Raw genomic sequence first — 20,439 nt, forward strand, 5'->3', positions numbered from 1 at the left:
GATGGATGCTTGGTCCCGTAGTCTCGAGCGCCTCGAAGCGGAGTTCCCGCCGGAAGACGTTCATACCTGGTTGAAGCCGCTGCAGGCCGATCTGCGCGTGGACAGCCTGGTGCTGTATGCACCGAATGCCTTCATCGTCGACCAGGTCCGCGAGCTGTACCTGGCCCGGATCCGCGAACTGCTGGCTCATTTCGCCGGTTTCAGCGACGTTTTTCTTGAAATCGGCTCGCGCCCGCGTCCCGTGGAGGCGCAGAATGCGCCGGTTTCCACGCCCTCGGCGCATGTGTCCAGCGAACCGCAGGTGCCCTTCGCCGGCAACCTGGACAATCACTACACGTTCGCCAACTTCGTCGAAGGCCGCAGCAACCAGCTGGGCCTGGCCGCCGCCTTCCAGGCAGCGCAGAAGCCGGGCGACCGGGCGCACAACCCGCTGCTGCTGTACGGAGGCACCGGCCTGGGCAAGACCCACCTGATGTTCGCCGCCGGCAACGCGATGCGCCAGGCCAATCCGGGGGCGAAGGTGCTGTACCTGCGTTCGGAGCAGTTCTTCAGCGCGATGATCCGGGCCCTGCAGGAAAAGACCATGGATCAGTTCAAGCGCCAGTTCCAGCAGGTGGACGCGCTGTTGATCGATGACATCCAGTTCTTCGCCGGCAAGGACCGCACGCAGGAAGAGTTCTTCCACACGTTCAACGCGTTGTTCGATGGCAAGCAGCAGATCATCCTGACCTGCGACCGCTATCCGCGCGAAGTCGAGGGCCTGGAAGCGCGCCTGAAGTCGCGGCTTGCCTGGGGCCTGTCGGTCGCGATCGAACCGCCGGACTTCGAGACCCGCGCCGCGATCGTGCTGGCCAAGGCACGCGAACGCGGTGCCGAGATTCCCGATGATGTTGCGTTCCTGATCGCCAAGAAGATGCGCTCCAACGTGCGCGACCTCGAAGGTGCGCTCAATACCCTGACCGCCCGCGCCAACTTCACCGGCCGCGCGATCACCACCGAATTTGCCCAGGAAACCCTGCGCGACCTGCTGCGCGCCCAGCAGCAGGCGATCAGCATTCCCAACATCCAGAAAACCGTTGCCGACTACTACGGCCTGCAGATCAAGGATCTGCTGTCGAAGCGTCGGACCCGCTCGCTGGCCCGCCCCCGCCAGGTCGCCATGGCCCTGACCAAGGAACTGACCGAGCACAGCCTGCCCGAGATCGGCGACGCCTTTGCCGGTCGCGATCACACCACGGTGCTGCACGCCTGCCGCCAGATCCGGACCCTGATGGAAACCGACGGCAAGCTCCGCGAGGACTGGGACAAGCTGATCCGGAAGCTGAGCGAATGATGCACGGATGCCGATGAGGCGTCATCGCACAAAACGGTGCAGAATCCGGTAGCAAGCGCGGGACACGTTGTGGATAAAAATGGCGTTTGAAATCGCGCCAGATTTATCCACAGCTTTCCCCACCCCCTGGGGGTCGGTAATACAGAGGGTTTCGATGTCTGAAATCTCTTTATTTACAAAGACTTAGCATTGTTTTCCAGCGATTCTGTCTCTACCAGCACCACCAAGCTTTTGATTTATTCCACATTTTTTTAAAGCATAGGGGCACGGAACCACATGCGTTTCACACTGCAGCGCGAAGCCTTTCTCAAGCCGTTGGCACAGGTCGTCAACGTGGTCGAACGCCGCCAGACCCTTCCGGTTCTGGCCAATTTCCTGGTCCAGGTGCAGAACGGCCAGCTGTCGCTGACCGGTACCGACCTGGAAGTGGAGATGGTGTCGCGGATCGCGGTTGAAGATGCCCAGGACGGCGAAACCACCATTCCCGCCCGCAAGCTGTTCGAGATCATCCGTGCCCTGCCCGACGGCAGCCGGATCAGCGTCTCGCAGACCGGTGACAAGATCACCGTGCAGGCCGGTCGCAGCCGCTTCACCCTGGCGACCCTACCCTCCAATGACTTCCCGTCGGTTGACGAAGTGGAAGCCACCGAGCGCGTGGCCATCGGCGAAGCGACCCTGAAGGAACTGATCGAGCGCACCGCGTTCGCGATGGCCCAGCAGGACGTGCGCTACTACCTCAACGGCCTGCTGTTCGACCTGCGCGGCGATGCCCTGCGTACCGTCGCCACCGACGGCCACCGCCTGGCGCTGTGTGAAACCGACCTGGCCAAGCCCAGCGGTTCCAAGCGCCAGATCATCGTGCCGCGCAAGGGCGTGACCGAACTGCAGCGCCTGCTGGAGAGCGGCGATCGCGAGATCGAGCTGGAAGTCGGCCGCAGCCACGTTCGCGTCAAGCGCGACGATGTGACCTTCACCTCCAAGCTGATCGACGGCCGCTTCCCGGATTACGAAGCGGTGATTCCGATCGGCGCCGACCGCGAAGTGAAGGTTGATCGCGAAGCGCTGCGCGCCTCGCTGCAGCGCGCCGCGATCCTGTCCAACGAGAAGTACCGCGGCATCCGCGTGGAAGTCTCGCCGGGCAACCTGAAGATCAGCGCGCACAACCCGGAACAGGAAGAAGCCCAGGAAGAGATCGAAGCCGATACCACGGTCAGCGATCTGGCCATTGGCTTCAACGTGAACTACCTGCTGGACGCCCTCTCCGCCCTGCGCGATGAGGAAGTCATCATCCAGCTGCGCGATTCCAACTCCTCTGCGCTGGTGCGTGAATCCAGCAGCGAGAAGTCGCGTCACGTGGTGATGCCGCTGCGTCTCTGACAGCAGCGCTGTTCCACGTGGAACCGAACGACGCCTGGGATCTTCCCGGGCGTTTTTTTTTTGCAGGTTCCACGTGGAGCATCGAGAAGACGTGGTCCTCCGGACGACGTCACTTCCGTCGACGAGATCGGTTGGACCGGTTGCCCTTACGGGCTGTTCGTCTCGAGCGTTCGGATCAGGATCACTGGGCAGGAACAACATTCAGCTGCGTTTGGTCGAGAGCCCAGTTGCCGACTCCTCGACCTGGTCGCACATGACCAGATCTGGCTGGACAGGAAACGACCACACGCCATTGTGCCTCCCTCTGCAAATGTCTCTGTCCACAGGCAGGATTCGAGGCAGATCGGGGCAAGCCTAGCTTCTAAATCTGGGTATAAATCTAAAGCATGGTGGTGATGGTAGAGCCAGATTTCGTGGAAAAATGCCTTATCTACATGATTTAAAAGAAATTTATGCACCTGAAACCCCCTGTATATCGGCCTCTCAGCCTGGGGGGGAACCTGTGGATAGTTTCGAAGGCATGGCAAAAGGGCTTTTTTATCCACAGATTGCCCATACCTTGTGTATAAGTCATACAAACCTGCTGTGGACAGCGTGGAACGATTGCTCTGAATTCTTTGAAATCTGTGGAACCGCCCAGGGCACGGGATCGTAGATTTCAAGGAATCTGCAGGGTCCCCCGCTGATACGAGGCGGCGACGAGGCAAATGCTGTCCTCGGCATCCCCTGAAATTGATGAAATCTGAAGGGCTGCACCCAGCAACCCCGCGCAGAATGGAAGGATTTTCGGGCTCACCGGGGGCGGCACCTGTCGGAACGAGATAGCAGCACCACGTGGAACCAGCGATCGGGAATCTGGCAGACCCGCGGCATCCGGCTCGACAGCCGGCCCGGCACGTCCGGCTTGACCGATGCAGTAAGCTGATGGATTCCCTGCCCCTCTACCGCCCCGTGCGGATGGTCCTTCGCGCCCCATGCTTATCCGCCGCCTCGCCTTGCACCAACTGCGTCGCTTCAGTGCGGTGGACCTGTCGCCCCAGCCGGGATTGAACCTGCTGACCGGCGACAACGGTGCCGGCAAGACCAGTGTGCTCGAGGCCCTGCATCTGATGGCCTATGGGCGCAGCTTCCGTGGCCGGGTCCGTGATGGGTTGGTGCGTCAGGGCCAGGAGGCGCTGGAGATCTTCGTGGAATGGGACGAACAGCGCGCCAATCACCCCCCGCACCGTCGAAAGGCCGGCCTGCGCCATAGTGGGCAGGACTGGAAGGGACGATTGGACGGCGAAGACGTGGCCCAGCTCGGCAATCTGTGCGCTGCGCTGGCAGTCGTAACCTTCGAGCCTGGCAGCCATGCACTGGTCAGCGGAGGGGGCGAACCCCGTCGCCGTTTCCTGGATTGGGGCTTGTTCCACGTGGAACCTGATTTCCTGTCCTTGTGGCGCCGCTACTCGCGGGCGTTGAAGCAGCGAAACGCCCTGCTCAAGCAAGGCGGCCCGTCGCGGATGCTGGATACGTGGGATCACGAGCTGGCCGAGGCCGGAGAACCCCTGACCAGCCGCCGCCAGCACTACCTTGAGCGCCTGCAGCAGCGCACCGTGGCGCTGGCTGCCAGCCTGGCCCCGCAACTCGGTATCCAGGCCCTGGAACTCAGCCCGGGGTGGCGTCGGCACGAGCTTCCGCTGGCCGATGCCCTGCTTCTGGCCCGGGAACGTGATCGCCAGGCCGGGTACACCTCGGTTGGCCCGCACCGGGCAGACTGGAGTGTGGATTTCCACAGCATTCCGGGCCGCGATGCACTGTCACGTGGTCAGGCAAAGCTGACGGCATTGGCTTGCCTGTTGGCGCAGGCCGAGGACTATGCGGAACAACGCGGCGAATGGCCGGTGATCGCGCTGGATGATCTGGCCTCCGAACTGGATCGCACCCATCAGGCGCGGGTACTGGAGCGACTGCTCAGTGGACCGGCACAGATCTTCATCACCGCGACTGAAACCCCGGCGGCGCTGCAGGAACTGACCCACATCACCCGGTTCCACGTGGAACATGCACAGATCGTGGCTGTGCCATAGTGGGCACATCAGGGCCACTCGACCCCGGCTGGTATAATTCGGGTTGGAATCCTTTCATTCTCGGCTCATCGCTCCAAGCGGTGGCCGACCTGCGGAGCCTACGGCAAGCGCAATGAGCGACGAACAGAACACCCCGGCAAACAACGGCAATTACGACGCCAACAGCATTACCGCCCTGGAAGGCCTGGAGGCTGTCCGCAAGCGACCCGGCATGTACATCGGTGACGTGCATGACGGCACCGGTCTGCACCACATGGTGTTCGAGGTCGTCGACAACTCGATCGACGAAGCGCTGGCCGGCCACGCCGACCATGTTGCGGTGACGATCCATGCTGACGGCTCGGTCTCGGTGTCGGACAACGGTCGCGGCATTCCGACCGGCAAGCATGAGCAGATGAGCGCCAAGCTCGGCCGCGAAGTCTCCGCCGCCGAAGTGGTGATGACCGTCCTGCATGCAGGCGGCAAGTTCGACGACAACAGCTACAAGGTTTCCGGCGGCCTGCACGGCGTCGGCGTCAGCGTGGTCAACGCGCTGTCGCAGAAGCTGCTGGTGGACGTGTTCCAGAATGGCTCCCACTACCAGCAGGAATTCAGCAACGGCGCCGCCGTGACCGCGCTGGCCAAGCTGGAAGCCACCACCAAGCGTGGCACCACCGTGCGCTTCTGGCCGTCGACCGTCGCCTTCCACGACAACGTGGAATTCCACTACGACATCCTGGCCCGCCGCCTGCGCGAGCTGTCGTTCCTGAACTCCGGCGTCAAGATCGTCCTTGCCGACGAGCGCGGCGATGGCCGTCGCGATGACTTCCACTACGAAGGCGGCATCCGCAGCTTCGTGGAGCATCTGGCCCAGCTGAAGACCCCGCTGCACCCGAACGTCATCTCGGTTACCGGCGAGCACAACGGCATCGTCGTGGATGTGGCGCTGCAGTGGACCGACTCCTACCAGGAGACGATGTACTGCTTCACCAACAACATTCCGCAGAAGGACGGCGGCACCCACCTTGCCGGTTTCCGTGGTGCGCTGACCCGCGTGCTCAACAACTACATCGAGCAGAACGGCATCGCCAAGCAGGCCAAGATCAACCTGACCGGCGACGACATGCGCGAAGGCATGATCGCGGTGCTGTCGGTGAAGGTGCCGGACCCGAGCTTCTCCAGCCAGACCAAGGAAAAGCTGGTCAGCTCCGACGTGCGCCCGGCGGTGGAAAACGCCTTCGGTGCGCGCCTGGAAGAGTTCCTGCAGGAAAACCCGAACGAAGCCAAGGCAATTGCCGGCAAGATCGTCGACGCCGCGCGTGCACGTGAAGCCGCCCGCAAGGCCCGCGACCTGACCCGCCGCAAAGGCGCGCTGGACATCGCCGGCCTGCCGGGCAAGCTGGCCGACTGCCAGGAAAAGGATCCGGCGCTGTCCGAACTGTTCATCGTCGAGGGTGACTCGGCAGGTGGCTCGGCCAAGCAGGGCCGCAACCGAAAGAACCAGGCCGTGCTGCCGCTGCGCGGCAAGATCCTCAACGTGGAACGCGCACGCTTCGATCGCATGCTGTCCTCCGACCAGGTCGGTACGCTGATCACCGCGCTGGGCACCGGCATCGGCCGCGACGAGTACAACCCGGACAAGCTGCGTTACCACAAGATCATCATCATGACCGACGCCGACGTCGACGGCGCCCACATCCGCACCCTGCTGCTGACGTTCTTCTACCGTCAGATGCCGGAGCTGATCGAGCGCGGTTACGTCTACATCGGCCTGCCGCCGCTGTACAAGATCAAGCAGGGCAAGCAGGAGCTGTACCTGAAGGATGATCCGGCGCTGGACAGCTACCTGGCCAGCAGTGCGGTGGAAAACGCCGCCCTGGTGCCGGCTACCGGCGAACCGGGCATCGAAGGCCTGGCGCTGGAAAAGCTGCTGCTGGCCTATGCCGCCGCGCTCGATTCCATCGAACGCAACGCCCACCGCTATGACCGCAACCTGCTCGAAGCGCTGGTCGATTTCGTGCCGATGGACATGGACAGCCTGCGCAATGCGGGCGAAGGCGAAGGCCTGGATGCGCTGGCCAAGCGCCTCAACCAGGGCAGCCTGGGCAGCCCGCGTTTCAGCCTGGAACTGCAGGACGCCAACGAGGAGCGCCCCGCCGCCGTGCTGGTGACCCGTCGTCACATGGGCGAGCAGCACATCCAGGTGCTGCCGATGTCGGCGTTCGAAAGCGGCGAGCTGCGCGCGATCCATCAGGCCTCCAAGCTGCTGCACGGCCTGGTGCGCGAAGGCGCGACGATTTCCCGCGGCGCCAAGTCGATCGAAGTCGACAGCTTTGCCAAGGCGCAGAACTGGTTGCTCGAGGAGGCCAAGCGCGGCCGTCAGATCCAGCGATTCAAGGGTCTGGGTGAAATGAATCCGGAGCAGCTGTGGGATACCACGGTGAATCCGGAGACCCGTCGCCTGCTGCAGGTGCGTATTGAAGATGCGGTCGCTGCCGACCAGATCTTCAGCACCCTGATGGGCGATGTCGTCGAGCCGCGTCGCGACTTCATCGAAGACAATGCGCTGAAGGTCGCCAACCTGGATATCTGACACAATCGGGACCTGGCCGGTGCGCGGGGAGCTGCACCGGCCTTCGTCCCTTGAACGCAGGTACCTGATGTCCGCATCCGCTCCGGTCTCCGCCGCCCCGCCTCCGGTTCCGCCGGCGTCTAACCCGCCGCGCGCCGTGGCACCGTTGGCAGGTTTCTTCATCGACCTGGGCATCGCCGCCGTCACCCTGGTCGGGCTGAGCATGGTCACCGGTCTGTTCTGGGGCTTCTACCGTGCGATCGTGGTCAGCCGCGCCAACGCCGAGGCCAATGGCGGCGGACTGACACCTGACACTGTCGGGGCGGCAGTGGGCCAGCCCGGTGCGCTGGCGCAGATCCTGATGGCCCTGATCGCCACCGGTGGCGCCGCACTGCTGCTGTACTTCTGGCGACGCCCGGCAAACGCCGGCGAACGCCTGGCCTCGCGACAGGCGTTGCTGCGGCCTTCCACCTGGGGCTGGACCCTGCTGGTGGCCACGCTGATCGTGCTTGGCAGCAACGGCATCGCCTTCCTTTCCAAACAGTTCGGCATCGAGCCGGTGCCCACCAACGTGGAACTGATGCAGAGCGCGATCGCTCGCTTCCCGTTGTTCCTGGTGCTGTTTGCGGTCGTCCTTGCCCCCGCCTACGAAGAGCTGCTGTTCCGCCGCGTTCTGTTCGGGCGCCTGTGGCAGGCCGGCCGCCCCTGGCTGGGCCTCATCCTGAGCAGCCTGGCGTTCGCCCTGGTCCATGAAGTGCCCGGTGTCAGCAAGAACTCATTGCTGGGCATGGCGCAGCTGTGGCTGGTGTACGGTGGCATGGGCGCCGCCTTCTGCTGGCTGTACCGCCGCACCGGCACGCTGTGGGCGGCGATCGCCGCGCACGCACTGAACAACGCTGTCGCCCTTGCCGCCATGGTGTTTCTTGGCGCAACGTAACGCCGTGTCCGCTTGACGAAAGATTAAGCAGGTACGTTACACACTGCACTTATGAACACGGGGGTGGACCCATGAAACAACTGCTGCTGGCCCTTGTCGTCACCACCCTGCTCAGCGCCTGCGCGACGACCACGTCGCCGACCGGGCGTCGGCAGATGGTCGGCGGCGTGTCGCAGGCGCAGCTGGACCAACTGGGTGCGCAGGCGTTCGCCGAGACCAAGCAGAAAGAGAAGATCAGCACTGATGGCCGCCAGAACGGCTATGTGCAGTGCGTGGTCAACGCGTTGGTCGCACAGTTGCCGCCTCAGTACCGTGGCGTACGGTGGGAGACCGCCGTGTTCGTCGACAAGGAACCCAACGCCTTTGCCCTGCCCGGCGGCAAAGTGGGCGTGAACACCGGCATCTTCACCGTCGCCAAGAACCAGGACCAGCTGGCTGCCGTGATCGGCCATGAGATCGGCCATGTCATCGCGCGCCACCACGAAGAACGCATTACCCGGCAGATGGGCGCGCAGACCGGCCTGGCCGTGCTGGGTGCGCTGGCCGGTGCCGCTTATGGCGATGGTGCCGCCAGTACGGTCAACCAGCTGGGCGGCATGGGCGCGCAGACGGCGTTCCTGCTGCCAGGCTCGCGGACCCAGGAAAGCGAGGCCGATGTCATCGGCCAGCGACTGATGGCACAGGCCGGATTCAACCCGGCCCAGGCCGTGGACCTGTGGCAGAACATGATGGCCGCCAGCGGCGGTCGAAGCCCGCAATGGCTGTCTACCCACCCCGATCCGGCCAACCGGATCCAGGAGCTGCGACGTGATGCACCGGGCCTGACCCCGGTCTATCAGCAGGCGCAGGCGGCCGGGCTGCGGCCAAAGTGCGGATGAGTGCGCAGTTCTATGCTGTATTGCAGCACATAAAACGATTTCTCACGCCATCTGTTTCTGATACGTTTGGCGGCTCAGATTTTTCTGACAGTCCGACTTTGCCGCTATCCGGCGGTTCGATCGAGGTGAACGATGATTTTCCGTAACCACAAAGCTGTGCTTTCCGTCCTCGTCGCGACCGCCCTGACCGGCGCCGTGGTCACCGATGCCTTTGCGCAGTCCTCGCGTTCCTCCGACCGTGGCAGCCGCGGCGGCAGCAGCAAGCAGGCCAAGGCCGAACCGCTGTACCCGAATGCGACCCGCCAGGAGCCGGCCGCCAAGGCCTCGGCCAAGATGGGCAGCAAGCTGCAGAAGATGATCGACAGCTACAACAAGGAAAAGTTCCCAGAGACGCGCGAGCAGGCTGACGCGATCCTGGCCGACAGTGCCTCCAACGAGTACGACAAGTCGCTGGCCGCGCAGCTGGCCTCGCAGGCTGCCTACCAGACCGACGACACGCCGGGCGCCATCGCCTACCTGAAGCAGGTCATCCAGTTCAACGGCCTGGACAACAACGGCCACTTCCAGTCGATGCTGATGCTGGGCCAGCTGCAGCTGCAGGAAGACAAGACCGCCGAAGGCCTGGCCACCCTGGACAAGTACTTCGCCGAGAGCAAGTCGACCAAGCCGGAAGAGCTGATCGCCAAGGGCCAGGCGCTGTACCAGCTGGAGCGCTACCAGGAAGCGATCCCGGTGCTGAAGCAGGCCATCGCCGGCGCCGCCGAGCCGAAGGACAACTGGAACCAGCTGTTGATGGCGGCCCTGTCCGAAGCCGGCCAGACCGGTGAAGCCGTGCAGGCCGCAGAAGCGCTGGCGGCCAAGAACCCGACGGACAAGAAGGCCCAGCTGAATCTGGCCAACATGTACATGCAGGCTGACCAGATGCCGAAGGCCGCCGCGGTGATGGACAAGCTGCGCAGCAGCGGCCAGCTCACCGAAGAGCGCGAGTACAAGCAGCTGTACTCGATCTATGCCAACACCGAGAACAAGGAAAAGGACGTCATCGCGGTCATCAACGAAGGGTTGCAGAAGGGCATCCTGAAGCCGGACTACCAGGTCTACCTGGCGCTGGCCCAGTCCTACTACTACTCCGACCAGGTGCCGCAGGCGATCGATGCGTGGCAGAAGGCCGCCCCGCTCTCCAAGGACGGTGAGACCTACCTGAACCTGGCACGCGTCCTGCATGCCGAAGGTCGCGTACCCGAGGCCAAGCAGGCCGCCCAGCAGGCGCTGGCGAAGGGCGTGAAGAACCAGGCTGATGCCAAAAAAATCATCAACCTGAAGTAAGTAGGAATAACGCCTGAATGCCTGCTCAGTTGATGCGCAGGCGCTCAGGATTGGTATAAGCTTGGAGGTTCCTGCGGTGTCATGCACCGCTGATCAGGGATCCCGCCCCCGGGATTCCGGCCCCACTATTGAGCTCTTGGCGCATGACGGAACAACTAGTCGTTCACCGGTACGAACAACCCGATGACAAGGGGCTGAGCTGGCCTCGCATCGTCGGCATCGCGTTTGTAATCGCCCTGCATCTGGCCGCCTTCATGATGCTCCTGATCCCCGCCGTGGCCCCCAAGGCCGTGGCTGAGAAGGAGCGTAACGTCATGGTGACCATCGTCGACGCACCGCCGCCGCCGCCCCCGCCGCCGCCGCCCCCGCCGCCGACCGATACTCCGCCGCCGCCGGTGAAGAATCTGTCGCCGCCGAAGCCGTCGCCGGTCCCGCCGCCGCCGCAGGCGCCGGTCGTGGACGTGCCGGAACCGCGTCCGAACGATATCGTCACCCCGCCCTCGCCCCCGTCGCCGCCGGCTCCGCCGACCTCGATCGAGGCCAGCGTGGACATCTCGTCGAAGGCCATGAATCCGCCGCGCTACCCGCCGGCAGCCTTCCGCGCTGGTATCCAGGGCGAAGTGATCCTGATCATTGATGTCGATGCCAGCGGCAACGTCACCAATGTCACGGTGGAAAAGTCCAGCCGTAACCGCGACCTGGACCGTGCTGCGATGGAAGCGGCTCGCAAGTGGCGCTTCAACGCCGCTGAATCTGGCGGTAAGAAGGCGGCAGGTCGCGTTCGCGTCCCGGTCAACTTTGCGCTGAACTGATGCGCCCGGGTGGCCGCCTGGCCACCCCCGCTCCCAGTTCGATTGTTTAGCTTAGCTACACCCTTTATCACCACACACAACAAAGGTAAGCGTCATGCTGCAGGAAATTTTCATCGCCGCTGCTGCCGGGGGCAATCCGTCCAACGCCCTGTCGCAGATGGGCTTCGAGCACCTGATCCACGAAATGACCACCAAGCCGGGTGATTTCGCGGTTTCCTGGGTCGTGCTGCTGACCCTGATCGTGATGTCGGCCATGTCCTGGTACTGGACCGTCATCAACATCTTCCGTTCGGTCCGTCTGAAGAGCGCTGCCGATCGCGTCGTCAGCCTGTTCTGGGACACCCCGAACGCACAGGACGCCATCCGTGCGATGGAAGAGCAGCCGGCTTCGGAGCCGTTCTCGAAGATCGCCCTGGACGCTGCCCAGGCAGCTGCCCACCACCAGCGCGCTGAAGGCGGTGCTACCGGCGGCGTCGGTGAGAACCTGAGCCGTTCGGAGTTCGTCGACCGCGCTCTGCGTCAGGCCGTCACCCGCGAAAGCAACAAGCTGCAGTCGGGCATGACCCTGCTGGCCACCGTCGGCGCGACCGCTCCGTTCGTCGGTCTGCTGGGTACCGTGTGGGGCATCTACGGCGCGCTGATCAAGATCGGTGCCACTGGCTCCGCTTCGATCGACGCCGTTGCCGGCCCGGTGGGTGAAGCGCTGATCATGACCGCGATCGGTCTGTTCGTCGCAATCCCGGCCGTGTTCGCCTTCAACTTCTTCAGCAAGATCAACAGCGCGACCATCAGCAAGTTCGATACCTTCGCGCACGACCTGCACGACTTCTTCGCCACCGGCTCGCGCGTCCGCTAATTGCGGCGCGCGTCACCCAGCGACGAAGTAAGTAGTCACCAAGATCTAGACGGAGCCCGTTATGGCTTTCAGTAGTGGTAACAGCGGCGGCCCCATGGCCGACATCAACGTTACGCCCCTCGTGGACGTGATGCTGGTGCTGCTGATCATCTTCATCATCACGGCGCCCCTGATGTCCCACAAGGTCAAGGTGGATCTGCCGGAAGCCAACCTGATCCAGAAGCCGGAAGATGCTGAAAAGCGTCCGAACCCGATCACGCTGGCAGTCAAGGAAGACGGCTCGATCTACTGGAACGACGAAGAAATCAACAAGCAGACTCTCGAGTCCCGCTTGGCGACCGCCGCACAGCAGACCCCGCAGCCGCCGCTGAACCTGCGTGGTGACCGCACCACCAAGATGCGCGTCATCAACGACCTGACCAAGGTCGCGCAGGAACAGGGCATGCTGGACGTCGGCTTCGTTGCGACCAAAGAAAAGGGGCAATAAGCCATGGCATTCAGTAGTGGTGGTGGCAAGGGCCCCATGGCAGACATCAACGTCACGCCCCTCGTGGACGTGATGCTGGTTCTGCTGATCATCTTCATCGTGACCGCGCCGATCATGACGTACCCGATCGCCGTGGACCTGCCGCAGCGCGTGCTCAACCCACCGCCGCAGCTGGTCGAACCGCCGCCGCCGATCGAGCTGAAGATCGACGCCAGCAACCAGGTCTCGTGGAACAACAGCCCGATCAATACCAGCGAGCTGCAGCAGCGGATGGAGCAGGAGGTCCAGCGTGACCCGACCAACCAGCCGGAACTGCGCATCGACGCCAGCCCGGATTCCGAGTACGACGTGATGGCCAAGGTTCTGGCCGCCGCGAAGAATGCTCAGATGAAGAAGATCGGTTTTGTGCAGCAGTAAACGCTACATCGCAACACAACAGTCATGACGCGACTGCAGACGCCCCTGGAGACAGGGGCGTCTTTTTTGTGCCCGTGGGGTCCTGTCGAGGGCACCGATGGGGTCAGATCCCTTTTCGCAGGAAAAGGGATCTGACCCCAACAGGCAGCAGGCGCCGCTATGATCGGCGGATGCTCGCCCTCTTCGACTCCCTGCGCCACTGGCTCGACGGCATCGCCCACCTCGGCACGATCCTGGCGGTGGCCTACCTGCTGTACCTGTTCGCGCTGGCAGGCTGGATCATGCTGCAGAAGCGCGAGCCGGTGGCCACGCTGAGCTGGATCCTTTCGCTGGCACTGCTGCCCTATCTCGGGCTCTTCATCTACTACCTGCTGGGGCCGCAGAAGGTGAAGCGGCAACGGCTGCGGCGTGGCCGTGCACGCTCGGGCATGGAGCACTACAGCGATGTCTGCCCGCCCGATTCGGACTGCACCGAGCTGGCCAAGATTGCCCAGGCGACCACCGGACTGGCGCCAAGCAGTGCCACCGAGGTGACCTGGCTGGTCGACGGCGCAGCCACCTATGCCGCGCTGCTCGACGCGATCGCGCAGGCGCGCGACCACGTGCACCTGGAGTACTACATCTTCAATCCCGACCATGCCGGCACCGCCCTGCGTGATGCCCTGGTCGAACGTGCGCAGGCCGGTGTGCAGGTGCGCCTGCTGCTGGATGCGGTCGGCTCTTCCGCCCTGCCCCATCGCTTCCTGCAGCCACTGCTGGACGCCGGCGGTGAAGCGATCTGGTTCCATCCGCGGCAGCTGCTGAAGCCGTTCAAGCGCCCGTGGCTGAACCTGCGCACCCACCGCAAGCTGGTGATCGTCGACGGCCGCGTCGCCTTCACCGGCGGCATCAACATCACCGACGAGGAAGACGAGAGCCGCAGGCCGGACGCCTACCGCGACCTGCACATGCGTATCCGCGGCCATGTGGTGCGCAGCCTGCAGCTGGTGTTCGCCGAGGACTGGCTCTATGCCAGTGGCCAGGACCACTCCCGTTTCGACATCGCCCGCCTGTGGCCGGCCGACATGCCGCTGCGCGCGGATGGACCGATCAGCGCACAGGTGCTGGTGTCCGGGCCCGACTCGGGCTGGGAGACCATCCATCGCCTGCATGTGGCGGCGATCCAGGAAGCGCATGAGCGGGTGTGGCTGGTCACGCCCTATTTCGTGCCGGGCGAAGCGGCGCGGATGGCACTGACCTCGGCTGCACTGGGCGGCCTGGACGTGCGCCTGCTGGTACCGAAGATGAGCGATTCCTGGTTCGTCACCCAGGCCGCACGCTCCTACTTCGATGAGCTGCTGCATGCTGGCGTGAAGATCTACGAATACGGCCCGCGGATGCTGCATACCAAGGCGTTCATTGCCGATGACGATGTCTGCATTGTCGGCAGTGCCAACTTCGACCACCGCAGCTTCCGGCTGAACTTCGAGCTGTCGATGATGATCAGCGACCATGACCGTGTCGCCGCACTGGCCGAACTGCTGCAGGGCGAATTCGACCGCGCCACCCGGGTGCATGACCAGGCCGGCCGCTCGCTATGGCTGCACCGCCTGCCCGAGGCCTTCGCCCGGCTGGCCTCGCCGCTGCTCTGACGCAGCGCTACACTGCGGCGATCATCCGGGGAGCCCGACTATGTACTGGTTGTACCTGCTGCTGGCGCTGGGCTGCTTTGCCTTCGCGCTGAAGACCCCGAGCGCGGGGTTGATGACCCTGTGCCTGCTGGCTGCCCTCGCCTTCCTGCTGGCCTGGGTACGCGGCCGCTACGTGGCCCGTTTCGGCGACCTGCAGCGCGACCCCGCCACCCTGATCGATGCCGAAGAGCTGCGCCGCTTGCGCGAACAGGCCCAGGCCCGTCGCGGTGACAACCACAACGACCACGACCCATCCCCTCTTTCCAAGTAGTCCCGTTCCATGACCCAGCTCAGCGTCAACGTCAACAAGATCGCCGTCCTGCGCAATTCGCGCGGCGGCGCCGAACCGGACGTGGTGCGCGCCGCCCAGGCCTGCCTGGATGCCGGTGCACATGGCATCACCGTGCACCCGCGGCCAGACCGCCGCCACATCACCGCCGAGGACGTGCTGGCCCTGTCCACGTTGACCCGCGCGCGTGGCGTTGAATTCAACATCGAAGGCAATCCGTTTGCGCCGCCGCGCGAGGGCTACCCGGGGCTGCTGCCGCTGTGCGAACAGACCCGCCCGGCGCAGGCCACCCTGGTGCCCGACGGCGACGGCCAGATCACCTCCGACCACGGTTTCGACTTCGAACGCGATGCCGAGCGCCTGCGTCCGCTGGTGGCCGCGCTGAAGGCGATGGGGTGCCGGGTCAGTCTGTTTGTCGACGCGGGCAACCCATTGCTGGAGCAGGCAGCCGAGGTGGGAGCAGACCGCATTGAGCTGTATACCGGGCCCTATGCGGAGGCGCATGCGGCCGGCGACGCCGACGCGATGCTGGCGTTGTTCGCCACTGCCGCCCGCCGTGCGCAGGCCGTTGGCCTGGGCGTCAATGCTGGCCACGACCTGTCGCAGGACAACCTGCGCGACTTCCTGGCCCACGTGCCGGAGGTGCTGGAGGTGTCGATCGGCCACGCGCTGATCGGCGAGGCACTGTATGACGGGCTGGATGCCACCGTGCGCGGGTACCTGGCGCTGCTCTGACCCTTCCCCTGCAGCGTCGAGCCCTGCTCGACTCCGCACCGCCCTGAACCCTTCAGGCGGCCGTCGCAGCCATTGAGACGGTGGCGACGTACGCTGCCGCAATGGGTATCGCGATCAAGGGCCGAGGTTCCACGTCCCACCTTGCCGGGCGCTTTGAAAGCACCGTCAGCGAGGCGGTGGACGACGGCTGGGCGGTCGACGAAAGCGAGGAATTCCTCGCCCCGCGCCTGCGCACCGAAGTGCGTGCCGAAACCGCGCGCAGCATCATCACCCGCAACAATTCACCGGACGTCGGCTTCAGCCAGTCGGTGAATCCGTACCGCGGTTGTGAGCATGGGTGCTCGTACTGCTTTGCGCGCCCCTCGCATGCCTATCTGAATCTGTCGCCGGGCCTGGACTTCGAGACCAAGCTGTTCGCCAAGACCAATGCGCCGCAACTGCTGCGCAAGGAGCTGTCGAAGCCGGGTTACGTGCCGCAGCCGATCGCGCTGGGCATCAACACCGATGCGTACCAGCCGATCGAACGCAAGTTCAAGCTGACGCGCCAACTGATCGAAGTGATGCTGGAAACCAAGCATCCGTTCTCGCTGATCACCAAGAACGCACTGGTCGAGCGCGACATCGATCTGCTCGCGCCGCTGGCCGCGGAGAACCTGGTCAGCGTGCACTTCTCGGTGACCTCGCTGGATCCGCATCTCTCCGCGAAGCTGGAACCGCGTGCATCGGCACCGCATGCAAGGCTGCGCGCGATGAAGCGCCTGCATGACGCTGGCATTCCGGTCGGTGTGATGGTGGCGCCGGTGATTCCGTGGATCAACGACAGCGAGCTGGAAGCCGTGCTGGAGGCAGCGCACGACGCAGGTGCGAGCACCGCAGGCTACGTGCTGCTGCGCCTGCCACTGGAAGTGGCGCCGCTGTTCCGCGACTGGCTGGATACGCACCATCCCGATCGCGCCGCGCACGTGATGAGCACCATCCAGCAGCTGCGCGGCGGCAAGGACTACGACAGCCAGTTCGGCACCCGCATGCGCGGACAGGGCGTATATGCAGATCTGTTGAACAACCGCTTCAAGCTGGCGCGCAAACGGTTGGGATTCAATGCACAGAACAGCCACTGGCCGAAGCTGGATTGCAGCCGGTTCGTGAAGCCGCTGCCGCCGCGGAAGGATTCGCCGCAGGGTTCGCTGTTCTGAGTCCTTCAGTCGAGCATGGCTTGACTCTACATCCGAGGCCGAAGAGCAGCTCGGCATTACCCCCCAAACAACTTCTGCGCACTCTGGAACAGGATCCAGCTGGTGGCGATGAACTTGTCCCCACCCTGCGGCCGATTGCCACGATGGGTATGAGTAAACGCCGTCGGCGCAATCAGCAGGCTGCCGGTACGTGGCGCGATCTTGCGGCCCTGGAACAGGAACTCGGTTTCGCCTTCGTCGAAGTCGTCGTTGAGGTACAGCGTCCACAGCACATGCCGGTGCAGGGTCTCGGCCTGGGCATCCTTGGGGTACAGCTCGCAGTGCCAGTACGGGTAGCCGCCCTCGCCTGCCGCATACCATTGCAGGTTGATTGCACCCGGACGCAGGCAGGTACGGGCCAGGTCGGCCAGCTGCTGCGGCGGCATGTCGGGAAAGTCCTCGGCAGACAGGCGTCGCGGTTGGCCGTTGCTGTCCTGGATCTGCAACATCAGCGGAGCGATCAACGCCTGTGGATAACGGCGTAGATAAGTCAGCAGGCCGTTGAACACCGCGATCTGCAGCTGCTGGTCGACATCCTGCCAGCCATCCAGGCCACTGATGCGCAGATCCTTGCTGTGCTTGAGTTCCGGGAACACGCCACTGCCCACCGCACCGGGCAGCAGGCCACGCGTGGCACGCATGCGCTCGACGATGGCCGCGCAGACCTCGCTGGGGACGGCGTTGTGGATGACTTCGATGAAATCGACCGGGCCCTGCTCGTGCATGCGTGCATTCCTTAGGCGGCAACGGCTTGATGGTGCCGTTTGCCGCCCTCGGTGTCACCCCACGGTCATGTCATCGTTCCGCCATGACCGCTGTCGGAGGACCTGCCTCAGCCCTGCGCGTCGTCGTGCGCGTGGTGGTAGCGCACGGCCTCGGCCACTTCCTCGCGCGAACCGAGGAACACCGGCACGCGCTGGTGCAGCTGGTCGGGCTGGATGTCGAGGATGCGCTCGCGGCCGGTCCAGGCAGCGCCGCCGGCCTGTTCGACCAGCAGGCCCATCGGATTGGCTTCGTACATCAGGCGCAGCTTGCCGGCCTTGGACGGGTCCTTCTTGTCCCACGGGTAGATGAAGATGCCGCCGCGGGTCAGGATGCGATGCACGTCGGCCACCATGCTGGCGATCCAGCGCATGTTGAAGTTCTTGCCGCGCGCGCCTTCCTTGCCCGCCAGCAGGTCGCCGACGTAGGCCTGCATCGGCGCTTCCCAGTGGCGCTGGTTGGACATGTTGATGGCGAATTCCTGGGTGGCCGCCGGAATCTGCATGTTCTCGGTGGTCAGCACGAACTCGCCCTTCTCGCGATCGAGGGTGAAGGCGTGGGTGCCATGGCCGACGGTCAGCACCAGCTGGGTGCTGGGCCCATAGATGCAGTAACCGGCGGCGATCTGCTTGCTGCCCGGCTGCAGGAAGGCGTCATCGCCCGGCAGTTCGACGTTGGTCGGGCAGCGCAGCACCGAGAAGATGGTGCCGACGGAGACGTTGACGTCGATGTTGGAGCTGCCATCGAGGGGATCGAACAGCAGCAGGAAATCGCCGCGCGGATAGATGTCCGGCACCGGCTGGCTGTGGTCCATTTCCTCCGAGGCGCAGGCGGCCAGGTGGCCACCCCAGGCGTTGGCCTCGAGCAGGATCTCGTTGCTGATGACGTCCAGCTTCTTCTGCGCTTCACCCTGCACGTTGCCGGTACCGGCGTCGCCGAGCACGCCACCAAGGGCGCCCTTGCTGACGGCGATGGAGATGCTGGTGCAGGCGCGGGCGACGACCGCGATCAGCTGGCGCAGGTCGGCATTGATGCGGCCGGCGTGCTGTTCCTGGATCAGGAAGCGGGTCAACGAAGTACGGGACATGAGCGGGCAGGTCTCGGCAGCGGGAAAACGCCTATTGTCGCCCGTCTGGTGGGGGCGTGCGTGAGCGCGGGAAGGCGTAATCGTTTCCAGAGGCGTTGCGCTGATGGCGCCTCCGCTGATCGAGGCTCGCGGGAGCGAGAGACGATGCAGGACACGCTGCAAGTACCTCCATATAAGCTCGATGGCGCCATCCATGGCGCCAACGGTCCTGCATCGCCTCCCCCTCCCGCGCGCTTCAGGGTTCGCCGCGAGCGCGGTGGGGGTAGCAAAGGCAGAGGCAGGAGCAAAAACAAAGGCGCCTCGCGGCGCCTTTGTGATCAAACCACTGGAGCGTTGTTTCAGCCGTTGGCGACGGTGGCCACGGCCTTGGCGACGTATTCCAGGTTGTTCTGGTTCAGCGCGGCCACGCAGATGCGGCCGGTGCCGACGGCGTAGATGCCGAACTCGTCGCGCAGGCGCTCGACCTGCTCACGGCTCAGGCCGGAGTAGGAGAACATGCCGGCCTGCTCGTTGATGAAGCCGAACTGCGGTGCACCTGCAGCGGCCAGCTTCTCGACCAGGCCGTGGCGCAGGGCGTGGATGCGCTCGCGCATCTCGGTCAGCTCCTGTTCCCACATCGCGCGCAGTTCCGGGTTGGTCAGCACGCCAGCCACCAGCGCAGCACCGTGGGTGGACGGGCTGGAGTAGATGGTGCGGATCACGCGCTTGACCTGCGACTGCACGGCCTTGGCGTCCGCGGCGGTCGGCGCCACCATCGACAGCGCACCCACGCGCTCGCCATACAGCGAGAACGACTTGGAGTACGAGTTGGCGACGATGAAGCTGTCGATGCCGGCTTCGGCTATGATGCGCACGGCGGCGCCGTCCTGCTCGATGCCCTTGTCGAAGCCCTGGTAGGCCATGTCGATGAAGGGGAACAGCTGGCGGTCCTTCAGCAGCTGTGCGACCTGCTTCCACTGGCTGACCGTGAGGTCGGCACCGGTGGGGTTGTGGCAGCAGGCATGCAGCAGCACCACGGTGCCGGCGTCCAGCTTGCCCAGGTCGGCCAGCAGGGCGTCGAAGTTGACGCCATGGGTGGTCGGGTCGAAGTAGGAATACTCCACCACCTCGAAGCCGGCCGCGCTGAACACGGCGCGGTGGTTTTCCCAGCTCGGGTTGCTCAGCGCAACGGTGGCGTGCGGCAGCAGCTTCTTCAGCACGTCGGCGCCGACGCGCAGCGCACCGCTGCCACCGACGGTCTGTGCGGTGGTGACGCGGCCGGCGGCCAGCAGCGGCGAATCCTTGCCGAACACCAGCTCACGCGTGGCCTGCGTGTACGCGGGCAGGCCATCGATCGGCAGGTAGCCGCGCGGTTTCGCTTCAGCGGCAAGCTGCTGCTCGATCTGCTTGACGGCGCGCAGCAGCGGAATGCGGCCGCTCTCGTCGTAGTAGATGCCCACACCCAGGTTGACCTTGGTCGGGCGGCTGTCGGCGTTGTACGCCTCGGTCAGGCCCAGGATCGGGTCGCCTGGGACCAGTTCCACGTTTGCAAAGAAGGACACGGCGGTACTCGTTCGGTAGACGGAAAGGGGGAGGAAGTGCGCTACGCGGTCTGCGGCATTTCAGCCGGAAACAGCCCATC

At 64.3% G+C, this 20,439-nt stretch carries 18 protein-coding genes; 15 read left to right on the plus strand and 3 right to left on the minus strand.

Annotation, left to right across the window (positions count from 1 at the left end):
• Window position 1: 1 nt before the first annotated feature.
• The 15 genes from dnaA to EGM71_RS00075 all read left to right on the plus strand — a co-directional run bounded on the left by dnaA (window position 2) and on the right by EGM71_RS00075 (window position 16,930).
• A complete protein-coding gene (dnaA, locus tag EGM71_RS00005) occupies window positions 2–1,333 on the plus strand; it encodes a chromosomal replication initiator protein DnaA (protein ID WP_005411730.1) in 1,332 nt (443 codons plus the stop codon).
• Between the two features lie 276 nt (window positions 1,334–1,609).
• Window positions 1,610–2,710 (plus strand): DNA polymerase III subunit beta, encoded by a 1,101-nt coding sequence (dnaN, locus tag EGM71_RS00010; protein WP_188486881.1) that lies wholly within the window; start codon window positions 1,610–1,612, stop codon window positions 2,708–2,710.
• Window positions 2,711–3,684: 974 nt separating this feature from the next.
• Entirely contained in the window at window positions 3,685–4,779 is a 1,095-nt protein-coding gene (gene recF, locus EGM71_RS00015; RefSeq protein ID WP_188486883.1) for a DNA replication/repair protein RecF, read from the plus strand.
• 112 nt (window positions 4,780–4,891) lie between these two features.
• Window positions 4,892–7,351, plus strand: a complete 2,460-nt coding sequence (gene gyrB, locus EGM71_RS00020) for a DNA topoisomerase (ATP-hydrolyzing) subunit B (protein WP_014035416.1) — start codon at window positions 4,892–4,894, stop codon at window positions 7,349–7,351.
• Between the two features lie 67 nt (window positions 7,352–7,418).
• Window positions 7,419–8,267: a CPBP family intramembrane glutamic endopeptidase gene (locus EGM71_RS00025; protein WP_188486885.1), complete on the plus strand. Its 849-nt coding sequence runs from the start codon at window positions 7,419–7,421 to the stop codon at window positions 8,265–8,267.
• A gap of 71 nt (window positions 8,268–8,338) precedes the next feature.
• Window positions 8,339–9,145: a M48 family metallopeptidase gene (locus EGM71_RS00030; protein ID WP_188486887.1), complete on the plus strand. Its 807-nt coding sequence runs from the start codon at window positions 8,339–8,341 to the stop codon at window positions 9,143–9,145.
• 132 nt (window positions 9,146–9,277) lie between these two features.
• The gene (locus tag EGM71_RS00035; protein WP_188486889.1) at window positions 9,278–10,471 is read left to right on the plus strand and encodes a tetratricopeptide repeat protein; all 1,194 of its coding nucleotides are present in this window, start codon (window positions 9,278–9,280) and stop codon (window positions 10,469–10,471) included.
• 143 nt (window positions 10,472–10,614) lie between these two features.
• Window positions 10,615–11,283 (plus strand): energy transducer TonB, encoded by a 669-nt coding sequence (locus EGM71_RS00040; RefSeq protein WP_008265902.1) that lies wholly within the window; start codon window positions 10,615–10,617, stop codon window positions 11,281–11,283.
• 94 nt (window positions 11,284–11,377) lie between these two features.
• Window positions 11,378–12,139: a TonB-system energizer ExbB gene (exbB, locus tag EGM71_RS00045; protein ID WP_188486891.1), complete on the plus strand. Its 762-nt coding sequence runs from the start codon at window positions 11,378–11,380 to the stop codon at window positions 12,137–12,139.
• A 61-nt stretch (window positions 12,140–12,200) separates the two neighbouring features.
• On the plus strand, window positions 12,201–12,626 hold the full coding sequence (locus EGM71_RS00050) for an ExbD/TolR family protein (RefSeq protein ID WP_005421196.1): 426 nt from the start codon (window positions 12,201–12,203) through the stop codon (window positions 12,624–12,626).
• Between the two features lie 3 nt (window positions 12,627–12,629).
• Window positions 12,630–13,043 (plus strand): ExbD/TolR family protein, encoded by a 414-nt coding sequence (locus EGM71_RS00055; protein WP_005411740.1) that lies wholly within the window; start codon window positions 12,630–12,632, stop codon window positions 13,041–13,043.
• A gap of 170 nt (window positions 13,044–13,213) precedes the next feature.
• Window positions 13,214–14,674, plus strand: coding sequence for a cardiolipin synthase (gene cls / locus EGM71_RS00060; protein WP_188486893.1), 1,461 nt, complete (start codon window positions 13,214–13,216; stop codon window positions 14,672–14,674).
• A 40-nt stretch (window positions 14,675–14,714) separates the two neighbouring features.
• Window positions 14,715–14,984 carry a hypothetical protein gene (locus tag EGM71_RS00065; protein ID WP_100441003.1) on the plus strand — a complete coding sequence of 90 codons (270 nt, stop codon included), beginning with the start codon at window positions 14,715–14,717 and terminating at the stop codon, window positions 14,982–14,984.
• Window positions 14,985–14,993: 9 nt separating this feature from the next.
• Window positions 14,994–15,737, plus strand: a complete 744-nt coding sequence (locus EGM71_RS00070) for a pyridoxine 5'-phosphate synthase (protein ID WP_188486895.1) — start codon at window positions 14,994–14,996, stop codon at window positions 15,735–15,737.
• 101 nt (window positions 15,738–15,838) lie between these two features.
• Entirely contained in the window at window positions 15,839–16,930 is a 1,092-nt protein-coding gene (locus EGM71_RS00075) for a PA0069 family radical SAM protein (RefSeq protein WP_188486897.1), read from the plus strand.
• A gap of 56 nt (window positions 16,931–16,986) precedes the next feature.
• Here the strand turns inward: EGM71_RS00075 and EGM71_RS00080 are convergent, their stop codons facing one another.
• The 3 genes from EGM71_RS00080 to EGM71_RS00090 all read right to left on the minus strand — a co-directional run bounded on the left by EGM71_RS00080 (window position 16,987) and on the right by EGM71_RS00090 (window position 20,359).
• Window positions 16,987–17,694, minus strand: coding sequence for a 2OG-Fe(II) oxygenase (locus EGM71_RS00080; protein WP_049413404.1), 708 nt, complete (start codon window positions 17,692–17,694; stop codon window positions 16,987–16,989).
• 107 nt (window positions 17,695–17,801) lie between these two features.
• Window positions 17,802–18,818: a class 1 fructose-bisphosphatase gene (locus EGM71_RS00085; RefSeq protein WP_014035428.1), complete on the minus strand. Its 1,017-nt coding sequence runs from the start codon at window positions 18,816–18,818 to the stop codon at window positions 17,802–17,804.
• 338 nt (window positions 18,819–19,156) lie between these two features.
• Complete coding sequence (locus EGM71_RS00090; RefSeq protein WP_188486899.1) at window positions 19,157–20,359, minus strand: aromatic amino acid transaminase; 1,203 nt, start codon at window positions 20,357–20,359, stop codon at window positions 19,157–19,159.
• Window positions 20,360–20,439 lie beyond the last annotated feature (80 nt).

Source organism: Stenotrophomonas maltophilia (assembly GCF_006970445.1).
In the GTDB taxonomy this organism is placed as follows: domain Bacteria; phylum Pseudomonadota; class Gammaproteobacteria; order Xanthomonadales; family Xanthomonadaceae; genus Stenotrophomonas; species Stenotrophomonas maltophilia_AU.